Source organism: Sneathiella chungangensis (genome assembly GCF_009882935.1).
Taxonomy (GTDB): domain Bacteria; phylum Pseudomonadota; class Alphaproteobacteria; order Sneathiellales; family Sneathiellaceae; genus Sneathiella; species Sneathiella chungangensis.
Window position 1 is genome coordinate 733,044 of sequence record NZ_WTVA01000015.1, and the last position, 14,922, is coordinate 747,965.

At 59.3% G+C, this 14,922-nt stretch carries 10 protein-coding genes; 6 read left to right on the plus strand and 4 right to left on the minus strand.

The features are described 5' to 3' along the window. The first annotated feature begins 50 nt into the window (after positions 1-50). Complete coding sequence (locus tag GQF03_RS16575) at positions 51-968, plus strand: DMT family transporter (RefSeq protein WP_206375914.1); 918 nt, start codon at positions 51-53, stop codon at positions 966-968. 12 nt (positions 969-980) lie between these two features. Here GQF03_RS16575 and GQF03_RS16580 read toward each other — a convergent pair whose 3' ends face one another. Next, positions 981-1,139 (minus strand): succinate dehydrogenase assembly factor 4, encoded by a 159-nt coding sequence (locus GQF03_RS16580; RefSeq protein ID WP_161340409.1) that lies wholly within the window; start codon positions 1,137-1,139, stop codon positions 981-983. Positions 1,140-1,248: 109 nt separating this feature from the next. Here GQF03_RS16580 and GQF03_RS16585 point away from each other — a divergent pair, with 109 nt between their 5' ends. The 3 genes from GQF03_RS16585 (at position 1,249) to GQF03_RS16595 (ending at position 4,924) form a co-directional block, all read left to right on the plus strand. Beyond that, the gene (locus tag GQF03_RS16585) at positions 1,249-2,523 is read left to right on the plus strand and encodes an RsmB/NOP family class I SAM-dependent RNA methyltransferase (RefSeq protein ID WP_161340411.1); all 1,275 of its coding nucleotides are present in this window, start codon (positions 1,249-1,251) and stop codon (positions 2,521-2,523) included. A gap of 86 nt (positions 2,524-2,609) precedes the next feature. Further along, positions 2,610-3,275 carry a ribulose-phosphate 3-epimerase gene (rpe, locus tag GQF03_RS16590; RefSeq protein ID WP_161340413.1) on the plus strand — a complete coding sequence of 222 codons (666 nt, stop codon included), beginning with the start codon at positions 2,610-2,612 and terminating at the stop codon, positions 3,273-3,275. Further along, a complete protein-coding gene (locus GQF03_RS16595) occupies positions 3,272-4,924 on the plus strand; it encodes a heparinase II/III family protein (RefSeq protein WP_161340415.1) in 1,653 nt (550 codons plus the stop codon). Before rpe ends, GQF03_RS16595 begins: the two co-directional genes overlap by 4 nt. 3 nt (positions 4,925-4,927) lie before the next feature. On the opposite strand, the gene GQF03_RS16600 is transcribed toward GQF03_RS16595, so the two are convergent. Beyond that, the gene (locus GQF03_RS16600; protein WP_161340417.1) at positions 4,928-6,241 is read right to left on the minus strand and encodes a nucleotide sugar dehydrogenase; all 1,314 of its coding nucleotides are present in this window, start codon (positions 6,239-6,241) and stop codon (positions 4,928-4,930) included. A gap of 157 nt (positions 6,242-6,398) precedes the next feature. Here GQF03_RS16600 and purH point away from each other — a divergent pair, with 157 nt between their 5' ends. After that, entirely contained in the window at positions 6,399-7,997 is a 1,599-nt protein-coding gene (gene purH, locus GQF03_RS16605) for a bifunctional phosphoribosylaminoimidazolecarboxamide formyltransferase/IMP cyclohydrolase (RefSeq protein WP_161340419.1), read from the plus strand. 25 nt (positions 7,998-8,022) lie between these two features. Beyond that, on the plus strand, positions 8,023-8,337 hold the full coding sequence (locus GQF03_RS16610) for a YbjQ family protein (RefSeq protein ID WP_161340421.1): 315 nt from the start codon (positions 8,023-8,025) through the stop codon (positions 8,335-8,337). 3 nt (positions 8,338-8,340) lie between these two features. Here GQF03_RS16610 and GQF03_RS16615 read toward each other — a convergent pair whose 3' ends face one another. Then, the gene (locus tag GQF03_RS16615; protein ID WP_161340423.1) at positions 8,341-9,699 is read right to left on the minus strand and encodes an MFS transporter; all 1,359 of its coding nucleotides are present in this window, start codon (positions 9,697-9,699) and stop codon (positions 8,341-8,343) included. Between the two features lie 64 nt (positions 9,700-9,763). After that, positions 9,764-14,530 carry an NAD-glutamate dehydrogenase gene (locus GQF03_RS16620; RefSeq protein WP_206375913.1) on the minus strand — a complete coding sequence of 1,589 codons (4,767 nt, stop codon included), beginning with the start codon at positions 14,528-14,530 and terminating at the stop codon, positions 9,764-9,766. Positions 14,531-14,922: the final 392 nt, after the last annotated feature.

Here is a 14,922-nt window from a genome sequence, read left to right on the forward strand (position 1 = left end):
GCCCGATCGCGTAAGGTCGCAGCACGGCTCCAAAAGCTCGGAAAGTTATCATGTCCCCAATCCCTCCCTCGCTGAGCCAGGCCTCCAACATGCGGGCGTATATGCTCCTGACCCTGACGACGACCTGCTGGGGGATGAATGCGATTCTGGGGCGTCTTGCCGTCGGGGAAATATCGCCGATGGCGCTGGTGTGCCTGCGTTGGTTCTTTGTCGTGATCATTCTGTCGGTCATCGCGCAGCGTCCCGTCCGGCGCGATTGGCCGGTGCTGAAAAAGCATTTTTTCCATATGCTGATTATGGGCGCGTTCGGCTTTACCGCTTTCAACATGCTGTTCTATCTCGCGGCCCATTCGACGACGGCCGTCAATATCGGAATTCTTCAGGGGGCAATTCCGGTGTTCGTGCTGATCGGCGCCTTTCTGGTCTACAAAACCCGGGTTACTCTGTTGCAGTCCGTTGGCGTGATCGTCACGATTATCGGCGTCATGATCGTCGCCTCCGGCGGCTCCTTCGCGCGTCTCGCCGGTTTCGAGATCAATGAGGGCGATGCGCTGATGCTGCTTGCCTGCGCGCTCTATGCCGGATACACGGTCGCCCTTCGCTCCCGCCCGGAGATTTCGGCCCTCTCCTTCTTCTCGATCATGGCGGCGTCGGCTTTCTTAACCTCCGTCCCCTTCGTTTTCATCGAGATCGGGCTCGGGAAGTTCCTGCCGCCGACGCCAACGGGCTGGATCATCGTCGTCATGGTGTCGGTCTTTCCGTCCCTTATCGCGCAAATCAGCTTCATGACCGGCGTTCGCATTATCGGTCCCGGCCGGGCCGGGGTTTTCGTCAATCTGGTGCCCATATTCGCATCGATTTTCGCGGTCACCTTACTTGACGAACCCTTCGAGATATTCCAGGGCGCGGCGCTGACTCTGGTCCTTCTGGGGATCTGGCTGTCAGAGCGGGGCAAGCCGCCCGCCTAGGACGTCAGCGGATCAGAAATCGCTGACGATCCCCTTGCGCTCCCAATCGCCATAGCGGGTCGGCTCAAGGCCCTTCGGTCCGCCGATTTCGCCCGTCGCCTGCTTCTGTGTGATGGCCGGCTCCTTTTTCGGCTTTTTCGCCGGTTCGCTGTCCGTCTTCTTCTCGGTCATTTGCGTAAGCTATCCTGCATTGCGGTGGTTCCGGGGCATCTCTCCCGGCGCTGACAGTATTTCCGATGCGCCTATAGACCGCAAGGCAAAATTCGGCTAGAAGCCGGACATGAAAGCACCTCCCGCAAGTTCACGCGCCGCCGCCGTTCAACTGCTGATCCGCGTCCTTCAGAAACATCAGCCGCTGGAGGATGTGCTCGATGCCGTCCTTTACGGTCTCTCGGGCCGTGACAGGGCGCTGGCACGGGCCATCGCCTCGACGACACTGCGTCATCTCGGCGTCATCGATTCCCTGATCGATATGATGCTTGACCGGCCGCTGCCCGAAAAGGCGCATGATATCCGGCATATCCTGCGCATTGGCATCACGCAGATCCTGTTCCTGAAAATACCGTCGCACGCCGCCGTTCACGATACGGTCGAACTGGTGGCGGAGCGCAGCAAACACAAGGGGCTTGTCAACGCGCTTCTCCGGCGCTGCGACCGGCAGGGGGAAAAACTCCTTCTCAAAACCGATATACCGCGCCGCAATACCCCGGACTGGCTCTGGACCAGCTGGTCAACGCATTATGGGGAAGAGACAACGCGGAAAATCGCCACCGCGCATCTTGAGGAGGCAAAGCTCGATATCTCCGTCAAGAATGACCCGGAAAAATGGACCGCCGCGCTAGGGGCTGAAACGCTGCCGACCGGAACGCTCCGCCGCGAGACAACGGGAGACCTGACGGAATTGCCCGGGTTTGCGGAGGGTGACTGGTGGGTGCAGGATGCCTCCGCCGCGCTGCCCGCGAAGCTGTTCGCCGATGTCCGGGGAAAACGCATCATCGATCTTTGCGCCGCGCCGGGCGGAAAGACGGCGCAGCTTGCTGCCACTGGCGCAAATGTCATCGCGCTCGACCGGTCGAAGGGACGCCTCAAGCGGCTGACGGAGAATATGGAACGGCTGCACTTGCCGGTGCAGATTGAGCTCGGCGATGCCGAAAATTTCGTTCCCGCCGACCCGCCGGACGGGGTTCTTCTCGACGCCCCCTGTTCCAGCACCGGGACCCTGCGCCGGCATCCCGACGTCGCGTATCTTAAATCGCAGGCGGATGTCGACAAGTTTTGCGCGCTTCAGGCACGCCTCCTCGATCATGCGGCCCGTATTCTCAAACCCGGCGGATTGCTGGTTTACAGCGTTTGTTCGTTGCAGGCGGAAGAAGGCGAAGCGCAAATCGCCAGCCTGCTCGCCCGCAATCCGACGCTCGTCCGGGAACCGGTCACGGCGGAGGAAATCGGCGGCCTGGCGGAGGTGATCAATCCCGATGGCGATCTGCGCTTTCTTCCCTTCCATCTTGGCGGAATGGACGGCTTTTATGCCGCCCGTCTTCGCAAAATGTCATAGCGCCGCTTGAGCCCCCCATATTGTCATGGTAAAGAATTCCCTAACCTGGCGTTGCGACAGCCATTTGGTCGATTTAAGGAAGAGTCATGCGTAAACCGGTCAGAATATCTCCCTCCATTCTCGCAGCCGATTTCGCGAAGCTCGGGGAGGAAGTGGAAAATGTCGCCCGCGCCGGGGCGGATTTCATCCATGTCGACGTCATGGACGGCCATTTTGTCCCGAATATCAGCTTCGGTCCGGCGGTCACGAAATCGGTGCGCGGCTATACCGACCTGCCCTTTGACTGTCATCTGATGATTTCGCCCGTTGATCCCTATATTGCGGAATTCGCCGATGCCGGCGCGGATATCATCACCGTGCATCAGGAGGCGGGGCCGCATCTTCACCGCAGCCTGCAGCTTATCAAGTCCTTTGGCGTCAAAGCGGGCGTATCCCTGAACCCATCGACCCCGGCCTCGACGCTTGAACATGTGATGGACGAAGTTGACCTTATCCTGGTGATGAGTGTCAACCCGGGCTTTGGCGGGCAGAAATTCATCTCCTCCCAGCTTGACAAGATCCGCACGCTACGGGCGATGATCGACGCGTCGGGGCGCGACATCGATCTTGAGGTCGATGGCGGCATCAACGCCGAGACGGCGCCGCTGGTGATCGAGGCCGGCGCCGACCTTCTGGTGGCCGGCAGTGCAGTCTTCAAGGGTGGGCCGGATCAATATGCCGCCAATATCAACGCGGTGTTAGGACGGACATGAGTAAAGCCGCGATATCGCCTGCGAAAGGAGGCTTGCCGTCGCGGCGACTGATTTCCGATATAATCTACGCGAGCGGCGCCTATCAGGCGCTGCTGAAAAGCCGGGTGCCCAAGCGGCTGGCCCGGGCGCCGGTCGATATTTTCCCCGGCAACGGCGAACTGGCCGACAATATTTTCCAGGGACATTTCGAATTCGCCGGCTTCAGCCTCGATCAGGACAGTCAGGAGCCCTGGCAGGTCGAGGGAATGCCGCTTGTCTGGTACAAGGAATTAAACGAATTCGCCTGGCTGCGGCATTTCGTGGCGAACGGAACCGAAGCGGCGAAGCGCCACGCCCGCGGGCTTGTGCTTTCCTGGATCGACTGCTTTGACGGCTATCATCCCTACATCTGGGACGAGGATGTGCTGTCACGGCGCCTGGTCGCCTGGTTCTGTCACAGCGGCTTTCTTCTCGAGGCGGAGGAGAGCGATTTCAATTATCAGTTCCTCCGCTCGCTGCGCCGCCAATATATCCATCTCGGCCGCATTGCGAAGAGCAAGGCGCAAGGCGACGACAAGGTGTCGAGCTGGCAGGCCCTTCTCTATGGGGCGCTGGCCTTTCCGGATATGGGCAAGGCCACGGCAAAATATCTCGCAGGTCTTGAAACGGAGCTCGCCCGTGTTGTGCTCGCCGACGGCTGTCACATCTCGCGCAATCCCGAACGGCACCTTATTCTCCTTGGCAATCTGATCAGCATCCGTAATACATTGATGGCGGCGAACGAAATGGTGCCGGTCGCGATAAACAATGCCATCGACCGGCTGGCGCCGGCGATCCGGTTTTTTCAGCATGGCGACGGCTGTCTCGCGATGTTCAACGGCGGTCTCAAGCTGCCGGAAGGATATTGCGACAACCTCCTGTCGCTCTCCGACGCGACGGGCCGCTCCCCGCAGCGCTTTCCGCAAGGCGGGTTCGAAAGATTGAAGGCCGGACGCGCGCTTGTCATTCTGGAAAGCGGCGAGGGGGGAAGAAACGCCGGAGACCAGCGTCATCATGGCTTGCTAAGTTTTGAATTCAGCTATGGCCGCGAACGGCTGATCGTCAATTGCGGTGCCGTGCGCGATGCGGACTCGGCCTGGGGCAAGGCGCTTGCGGCAACCGCCGCCCATTCAACGCTCGGCTTTGATAATATAAACGCCGTCTTCCCGGCGCGCGACACCTCCGGCGAGGAGCAGGGCCAGGTCGTCCGCAATGAGGACGAGGGGAATATATGGCTTGACCTTGAAAGCCGGGGCTATCTCGACACGATCGGCGTTCTGCACCGGCGACGGCTTTATCTCGATGCCAGCGGTCTCGCCCTGCGCGGGGAGGATCAGATCATCCCCGAACGGATGCCGGCCTCCGGCCGCTCGCATTTCAGCCTGCGCTTCCACCTGCATCCGGACTTGAGCATTTCCCGAAGCGCCAGCGGCAAGAATATCCTGATCCGAACGCCAAGCGGCACGGGCTGGAAATTCCTGACGGCGGCACCGCGCCTGTCGCTTGAGGAAAGCGTCTATTGCAGCGAGCCGGGCGAGCGGCGCCACAACCAGCAGATCGTGATCAACGGCCAGCTTATTGATCAGGAACCGATCCTGATCAAATGGGCCCTTACCCGCCTGTCCGACTAGAGACTAAAGCTGCCAGCGCTTGATGGCCGGAGAGAATTCCGTGTTGCGCCAGATGCCCTTGACGTCGGCGAGCAGGCCCTTGCCACCCACCATCTCTTCCAGCGCCGCCGGCGAAAGATCGCGATAGACGGAATGCGCGACGGCGCCGACAATCGCGTCGTAGCCGTTCAGGTCCGACAGGCTTTCGATAAGGTCGATCCCGAGGAACTGCTGCGCCTCGTCCTTATCGGCGAGCGGGTCGTGCACATCCACGTCATGACCGTGATCGCGGAGCACCTTGATGATATCGACCACCTTGGTATTGCGAAGGTCCGGCACATTTTCCTTGAAGGTCACGCCGAGCACGAGAATTTTGCTTTTCTTGCCGTCGAGATTCTCATGCACGCTGTCAGCGATGAACTTGCCCATATTCTCGTTGATCCGGCGGCCGGTCAGGATCAGGTCCGCGAAATGGCCAACCTCATTGGCGCGATGCGCCAGGTAAAATGGATCGACGCCAATGCAATGGCCGCCGACAAGGCCCGGCGTAAAATTCAGGAAATTCCACTTCGTTCCCGCGGTCTCCAGCACGTCATAGGCGGAAATGCCAAGTTTCTGGAAAATCATCGTCGCCTCGTTGACGAAGGCAATATTGATGTCGCGCTGGGCGTTCTCGATCACCTTGGCGGCCTCGGCCGTCTTGATGTTGCGGGCGCGGTAGGTGCCGCCCGTCGTCGCGGAGCCGTAGATATCCGCCAGGATGTCGGTCACTTCCTCGGTTTGGCCCGAGACGACCTTGATGATCTTGTCGACCGTATGCACCTTGTCGCCGGGATTGATCCGCTCCGGCGAGTAGCCGAGATAGAAATCCTCCCCCGATGTCATGCCGGAGGTTTCCTCCAGGATCGGGCCGCAGACATCTTCGGTGACGCCGGGATAGACCGTGCTTTCAACAACGACGATCGCGCCTTTCTTGAGAACCGGTCCGACCGCCTTGCAAGCGCCCTGCAACGGGCCAAGGTCCGGCTTGTCGTCGTCATCGACCGGTGTCGGCACGGTGACGATATGAACATCGGCATCGCGCGTGTCGTTAACATCCGTGGTGAAGCGGACACTGCTGGCACGGAGCGCCGGCGTATCGATCTCCATGGTCCGGTCATGGCCATGGCGAAGTTCCTTGACCCGGCCTTCATTCACGTCAAAACCGATCACATCGAAGCTTTTCGCGAGCGCAACCGCAAGCGGAAGCCCGACATAGCCAAGACCAACAATCGAAATTTTCGTCTTGCCGCTAACCTTGTCGCGTCCCTTGAGGGCCGCCGGTACTGATTTCACCATGAGATATTTTGTCCAGTTATATATAAGCCAGTAGTTGGTAACGCCCGGATATTAGTTTGTCCAAGTTTTTTTTTCGTTAAAAGGTTCCGCAAATCCCTACTGCGTGCTATAGGGCGCATACTCCCGCAACCCATGTTCTGAAGGATAGATTCCGTCGATGTCCCGCAGCGATTTGCAACCCGTTTCCCGTGCCCTTATTTCCGTCTCCGACAAGTCCGGCCTGGTCGATCTCGGCAAGGCGCTGGCCGCGCTTGATGTTGAAATTCTCTCGACCGGCGGCAGCGCAAAAATGCTGATGGAGGCGGGAATTGCCGTCACCGAAGTCGCCGATCATACCGGCTTTCCGGAAATGATGGACGGACGGGTCAAGACGCTGCATCCGACCATCCATGGCGGCATCCTGGCGCTTCGCGACAACCCGGATCACGCCAAGGCAATGCAGGATCACGAAATCGGCGGGATCGACCTGGTGATCGTCAATCTCTATCCGTTCGAGGAGACGGTCGCCAAGGGGGCCGATTTCCATACCTGCATCGAGAATATCGATATCGGCGGCCCGGCCATGATCCGCTCCGCCGCCAAGAATTACGGCTTCGTCACGGTGGTGGTCGATGCCGGCGACTATCAGGCAGTGATCGACGAACTTACCGAGACCGGCGGCAAGACAAGCATCGAGCTTCGCAAGAGGCTGGCCGCCAAGGCCTATGCCCGCACCGGCGCCTATGACGCGGCGATCTCCAACTGGTACGCCGCCCAGCTTGGGGAGGATTATCCCGACCGCCTCGTCCTTGCCGGGACCCGTCAGCAGATCTTGCGGTACGGCGAAAACCCGCATCAATCCGCCGCCTTCTATGCCAATGACGAGAAACGCATCGGGGTCGCGACAGCGACGCAGGTGCAGGGAAAGGAGCTTTCCTACAACAATTTCAACGACACCGACGCGGCCTTCGAACTGGTCGCGGAATTCGATCCGAAGGTAAGCGGGCCGGCCTGCGCCATCATCAAGCATGCCAACCCGTGCGGTGTCGCCATGGCGCCAACACTCGTGGACGCCTATAAAACGGCCTTCGCCTGCGATACGACGTCGGCCTTTGGCGGGATTATCGCGCTTAACCAGACTTTGGACGCGGCAACCGCCGAAGAGATCGTCAAGATTTTCACCGAGGTCATCATCGCGCCCGATGCCGATGACGCCGCAAAGGAAATCATTGCGGCGAAGAAAAACCTCCGGCTGTTACTGACCGGCGGCCTGCCGGATCCGGGCGTTCCGGGTCGGCTCGTGAAATCGCTGGCAAGCGGCTATCTCATTCAGGATCGCGACAATGCCCTGACCGCCGGTCCTGAGCTGAAAGTCGTGACCAAGCGCGCCCCGAGCGAGCAGGAGTTGAAGGATCTCAAATTCGCCTTCACCGTCGCCAAGCATGTGAAATCAAACGCCATCGTCTATGTCCGCAATGGCGCCACGGTCGGCGTCGGCGCCGGGCAGATGAGCCGGGTCGATTCTTCGAAAATCGCCGCCAGCAAATCGCTGGAAGCCGCGCAGAATGCAGGGGACAGCGTCGCCTGGGCAAAAGGCTCCGTCGTTGCCTCTGACGCCTTCTTCCCCTTTGCGGACGGTCTTCTCGCGGCGGCGGAGGCAGGCGCGACCGCTGTAATCCAGCCCGGCGGTTCCATGCGCGATGATGAAGTAATTGCCGCCGCCGACGACGCGGGGCTTGCCATGGTCTTTACCGGCATGCGACATTTCCGTCATTGAGATTTGCAGGCAGGGAAGCGACGCGATGATTATTACAACAACCGGGTCCGTTGAGGGCCATACCATTGCGTCCTATCTGGGCGTGGTCGGCGGCGAGGCCGTCATGGGCTCCAATTTTATCCGCGATTTCTTCGCGCGGGTGTCCGATACGCTCGGCGGGCGGTCCGGTGCCTATCAAAAGGAAATCCGCAATGCCCGCGCCCATGCGCTTTCAGATATGAAAGAGGAGGCCGCCGATATCGGCGCCGATGCCATTGTCGGGATCAGTCTCGACGTCGAGGTAATCGGCGACAGCATGCTGATGGTCACGGTCTCGGGAACGGCGGTCAAGCTGGCCTGATCGCTATCCGTGGTCCGGTTCGCGCACGAAGCTCATCAGCGCCGCGCCGATCATCAGAAGTGTAAAGATCACGATCATCGCCGGGCGCTGCTGCCCGGTGGCCGAGGTCACAATCCCGATCAGAAGCGGCGCGACGAAGGCCGTCGCCTTGCCCGACAGCGCGAACAGGCCGAAAAATTCCCCGGCCTTGTCCGGCGGCGACATGCGGGCGATCAGGGTCCGGCTGGCCGCCTGGGCCGGGCCGAAGAACAGCCCCATGATAAAGGCGAACACCATGAAGACCATTTCAGCGGGGCTCGCGAACAGCGCGCCGCCCTCGACCGGCATGGCGGCGGGCAGCCCGAACAGGACCTGGCCGTCGCTGATCGACAGCACCCCGACGGAGGCGAAGGCAAGTCCGAGGACGGAAATGACGACCGTGGGCTTGGAGCCAAGCCTGTCGTCGAGATAGCCGCCGATAAAGCATCCGGCAATGGCAAAGAAATTGATCAGGATGCCGAAAATACCAAGCTCGGTCGTTCCCCATTTGAACAGCCCGGCGGCATAAATTCCGGAAAATCCGATGAGCGCGAGAATGCCATCGTTATAAAACATCCGGGCGATCAGGAAGAACACGACATTGCGGTAATCGCGCAGGGACCGGAGGGTATTCGCCAATGCGCCGAGGCCCTGCTTCACCGCCGCCACTTTCGAAATTCCGGTGGGCGCCCGGTCCGGCGTGAAAATCAGCATCGGGATGATGAAGACAAGGAACCAGATGGCCGACATCGGGCCGGTGATCCGGTCCGGCTCATGCATCGGCTTGCTGAGGCCGAAGAGCGGCACTTCGGGCAGCGAGAAACCGAGCAATACGATAAACAGGGCGATCAGCCCGCCGATATAGCCAAGCCCCCATCCGAAGCCGCTTAAGCGCCCCAACCGCTCCGGCGTCGTCAGGGTCGGCAGCATCGCATTATTGAAGACGATGCTGAACTCGACGCCGATGGTACCGAGAACGATCCCCGCCAATATCCAGAGGATCCCGCTTTGCTGGCCCGGCACCGCCCACCAAAGTGAAAAGGCGCCGATGGCGCAGATGATCGTGAAGAACAGGATCCAGGGTTTACGCGCACCGCCCGCATCTGCAATGGAGCCGAACACGGGGCTTAAAATCGCGATCAGCGCGCCGGCGATCGCCTGGGTGTAGCCCCAATAGGCCTGCCCCTCCGCCGGGCTGGCGGCGACGAAGGTCGTAAAATAGGGCGCAAAGATAAAGGTGGTGACGACGGTGAAATAGGGCTGGTTCGCCCAGTCAAACAGCGCCCAGGAAAATTTCCCGAGTTTCCCCGCCGCCTGCGGAGTCCCTTCACTGATCGCACTCATGCCGCTTCCCCCTACACGTCCCGCCAGAGACGATCACGCTACGCGAAAGATCCGGATTAGACAATCACGTAATCATGGAACGGAACTGCCGGTTGGCGAAGGCGAGTTTGGAAATATCCAGCGCGCCGGTCGACTTGAATTCCTGAATAAGCTCTTTCGACCGCCGGATCGCCAGTTGGTTGTTGCCCGCCCAGAAATCGAACGCGGCGCGTCCCTTGTGACCATTCGCCCCGGCAAAGATCGAGGCCGTGATGGCGCGCTGCTGGCCGTAGAGATCGTCGATGATCGCGGTGATGGCGAGCCGGTCCCAGTTATTGGCGGGCTCGATCGTTTCTGCGGCGGTCCGCAGCCAGTCGAGATTGAGGTCCGCGCCGACGGCGAAATACACCTCGCCAACCTCGGCGATCGGGCGGCTGGCCATCTTGCCGGCCTGCACCACATCAAGGGAAGAGCGCAGGGGCCCCAGCGCCGCAACCCGGCGCGCGAGGGTTTCCGGAACGCCATCGGCGGAAAGCTGGTTCGCCCGGGCGACGAAGCGGCGGCACCCCTCCTCGCTCAACAGGTCTTCAAGACCTTTTTCGAGCTTGCGCATGTCGGCCGAAAGCCGCTTGACTTCACCGGCGATGTCATCGGACCGGCTGAGATGACGGAGACACCAGAGCGTCGCCCGCCGGGCGAGTTTCTGGGTGACGTCGATCATCCGGCCCTGGACATCCGTGCTTACCTTGTTGTCCAGCGCCTCGATCCCCGACCAGAGTTTTTCAAGATCGAAGACGGCGCAGACCAGCGCGAAGGCGCGGGCGACATCCTCTGCCCGGCACCCCTGCTCTTCCATCATCTGAAAGACGAAGGTCGGACCGGCGCGGTTGACGAGCCGGTTGATGATAATCGTCGTAATGATTTCACGGCGCAGCCGATGCCCCGCCACGTAGGCGGCGAATTTCTCGCGCAGTTGCGGCGGGAAATAGTCGGCAAGCCAGAGGGCGTAATAGGGATCGTCCGGAAGGTCCGTTTCAAGGATATCGGAGTAAAGCGTCATCTTGGCATAGGCGAGGAGCACGGACATTTCCGGCCGGGTCAGGCCGATATTCGCCGCCTGACGGCGGGCGATTTCCTCATCATCGGGCAGATTCTCCACCGCCCGGTCGAGCCGCCCCGCCTTCTCGAGCGACCGCATGAACAGAATATTCTCGGCGAAATTGTCGACGCTTTGCCGCTCGGCCGTGGTCAGGGCCTGAGTTTGCAGGTAATTATCCTCAAGCACATGGGCGGCCACGTCATCGGTCATATCGACAAGCAGGCGGTCCCGCTGCTTGTCCGTCATCTCACCATCGTCGAGAACGGCGCGCAGCAAAATCTTGATATTGACCTCATGGTCGGAGCAGTCGACACCGGCCGAATTATCGATGGCATCGGTGTTCAGCCGGCCGCCGTTCAGCGCATATTCGATGCGGCCGAGTTGCGTCACCCCGAGATTGCCGCCCTCGCCGATTACTTTCGCGCGCACTTCCTTGCCGTTGACGCGGATGGAATCATTGGCGCGGTCGCCGACCTCGGCGTTGCTCTGGTGGCTTGATTTGATATAGGTGCCGATCCCGCCGAACCACAACAGGTCAACTTTCATTTTCAGAATGGCCATGATGAGTTCGTTGGGCGTAACCTGGTCGGCCTTGATGTCCAGCAGTTTCTTGATTTCCGGCGTCACCGGAACAGCCTTCGCCTTGCGGTCGAACACGCCGCCGCCGGCCGAGATCAGCTTGGGATCGTAATCTTCCCAGGACGAGCGGGGAAGGGCAAACATCCGCTTGCGCTCCTTGAAGCTTTTCGCCGCGTCCGGCGCGGGATCGATGAAGATGTTGCGATGATCGAACGCCGCGACAAGCCGGATTTTCTCGGACAGCAGCATGCCATTGCCGAACACGTCGCCGGACATGTCGCCGATGCCGGCCACATCGAATTCCTGGCTTTGGGTATCGATCCCCATCTCGCGGAAATGCCGTTTCACCGATTCCCAGGCGCCGCGCGCGGTAATCGCCATCTTCTTGTGATCATAGCCGGCGGCACCGCCGGAGGCGAAGGCATCCCCCAGCCAGAAGCCGTAGGAAATCGCCACTTCATTCGCGATATCGGAGAAGGTCGCCGTGCCTTTATCCGCCGCAACGACGAGATAGGGATCGTCGCCGTCATGACGGACGACATTCTCGGGCGGCACGACGTCGCTACCGACGTAATTATCGGTAATATCGAGCAGGCCGGAGATGAATATCTTGTAGCAGTTGATCCCCTCCGCGAGGAATTCCTCCCGCGATCCGGCGCTCGGCAGGTTCTTGGGGTAGAATCCACCCTTAGAGCCGACCGGCACGATAACCGTATTCTTGACCATCTGCGCCTTCATCAGGCCCAGAACCTCGGTGCGGAAATCCTCCCGCCGGTCGGACCAGCGCAGGCCCCCGCGCGCGACCTTGCCGCCGCGCAGATGCACGCCTTCGACCCGCGGGCTATAGACGAAGATTTCGACGAACGGCCGGGGAAGCGGCAGTTCCTCCACCTTCTGGCTGTCGAGCTTGAAGGAATAATAGGGTTTGCCCTGTTCGTCGACGCGCGCCTGGAACACATTGGTACGCAGGGTGCAGAGAATCAGGTTGACGAAGCGGCGGAGAATGCGGTCCTCATCAAGGCTGGCCACGGCGTCGAGTTGCTGCCAGATGCCTTCCAGGATACGCGCGACATTCTCATCGCGATCCTTGTCCTGCGCCGGGTCGCAACGGGCATAGAAAAGCTCGACAAGGCGCTTGACGATTTCCGGATTGCCCGAAAGCGTGTTCATCATATAAGTCTGGCTGAAAGTGATGCCGGCCTGCCGCAGATATTTCGCATAGGCCCGCAACACGACAATATTCCGCCAGTCGAGGCCGGCGCGCATCACCAGACGGTTGAAGCCGTCATTTTCCATATTGCCGGTCCAGACCCGGCGGAAGGTTTCCTCGAATTTCGCCTTCAGGTCATGGAGATCGAGGGCATAGCCGCCCGGTTCGATCAGCTCGAAATCATGTATCCAGACTTTCCCCGGCATATCCTCCGAATGGACGAGATAGGGATTTTCCGCCAGCACCTTGAGCCCCATATTCTCGAGCATGGGCAGGCAATCGGAGAGGGTCAGCGGTGTTTCCTGGCTGTAGACCTTGAAACGCACCTTGTTTTCCGGGTCCTCCACCCAGCGATACAGATTGAGGCCGAGTTCCCGGGATTTAAAGACAGCCTCGATCTTCTCGATGTCATAGAGCGCGAGGTCGGCATTGAATCTTTCTTTATACCCGGCGGGGAACGCGTCGCCGTAGCGCGTCTTCAGGCGCAGGCCCTTTTCCTCACCCCATTTTTCAAGCAACGCATCGAGAAGATCGTCCGACCAGTCCCGCGACGCTTCAACCAGCCGTCGTTCCAGGTCTTCTTCATCGACCTTCGGTTTATGCTTGCTCTTGAGGGCGATGATATAATGTATGCGCGCGAGGACATCATCGCCGACGAGGGCATAATGGGACGACAGCGAGCCGTTATGGGCGTCCGCCAGCAGATCGCCGAATTTACGCCGGATGTCCGTGTTGAACTTCTCCCGCGGGGTATAGACAATCGCCGAGACGAACCGCTCGAACCGGTCGCGACGCAGAAGCACGCCGATCCTTGGCCGTTCCTGCAGGGAAAGTATCTTGGTCCCGTTCTCATAGAGATCCTCGACGGAAATCTGGAACAGTTCATCGCGCGGATAGCTCTCCAGAATATGCGTAAAGGCCTTTTCGTCGTGACTGTTTTTGGCAAAACCGGCAAGTTCCAGCGTCTGGCTGACCTTGCGGCGAAGATAGGGGATATCGCGGGGAATCCGGTTATAGGCGGCCGAGGTGAACAGGCCGGTAAACCGGCATTCGCCGATAACCTCGCCTTTCTTGTTGAACTTCTTGACGCCGACATAATCGAGATGGACGGCGCGGTGGACCGTGGAGCGGACATTCGCCTTGGTCACGATGATCAGTTCACGGCGGCGGAGAAAATCCTTCACTTCCGGCGATATTTCCGTGCTGCCGGTCATGATGCGGCGCGTCGGATCTCGCAGGATACCAAGGCCGGACCCTTCGACAAGGCCCCAGCGATCCAGTTTTCCCTTGCTGTCTGCGGCGAATTCGAACTCGCGATACCCGAGGAAGGTAAAATGGTTGTCGGACATCCATTGCAGCAGCGCCAGGGCTTCGTCGATTTCGCCCTTGTCCAGCGGCGGCGGATTTTTCTTCAGATTTTCGCTAATCGCATCAACATGGGCGAGAATGGGTTTCCAGTCTTCAACCGCAATCCGGACGTCATTGAGGATATCCGCAAGATTTGCCTCGACCTCGAGAAGCACTGCCGGGTCGGATTGCTCGTCGATCTCGAAATGCATGACGCTTTCGCGCACCGATTTCTGTTTGCCCGAAGGCTCCGCGTCGTAGGTCCGAAGGCGATTTCCCTTGCTGTCGCGCTCGACATACACCACCGGATGGACAACCTGATGGACCGTAAGCCCCCGCCGGTTCAGCGCCGCCGTCACGCTGTCCACGAGAAAGGGCATGTCATCATTGACGATCTCGATCACGGAATGCGTCGTTTTCCAGCCATGCTCTTCCAGATCCGGGGTAAAGACGCGCAGCTTCGCCACGCCCGGCAGGCGCACCGCGGCGAATTTGTAGAGTGACAATGCCGATCCATAGAGATATTCCGGCGGCACGCCGAGCACATCCTCCGGCGCCGGCCGTTCATAGAACTGACGCACGAATTTTATCGCATCCGCCGCCGTCTTTTTGTCCAAGCGATTTTCTACTATAGAGAGAACTTTTTCGATCTGCTCTTGTTTTAAATCCTGCGCCTTCGCGACCATTTTCTGAATCCCACCCCTTCAGACATTGCATCCGTATGCAACAAGAATAGAAGAATTTGTTTAAATTATCCTTTAAGACCAAATTTGAAAAGGATATTAACCATTAAAAATCTTATTTTTTTCAAAGCTTTATTTGTGTATCAACAAAATTTGAATTTGTTTCATGTCCTAATAAAAGCCGCTTATCACCGCAGCGGAAATTCGTCAACCATGGCAGAGGATTAGCAAGGACGGCATCATCCGTCTGTAAGGGCGCACCCCTATATAAGAGAATTATTCTGTATATAAAACGAACGTTTGGTAGTCGCCGATTGTCTTTTCGG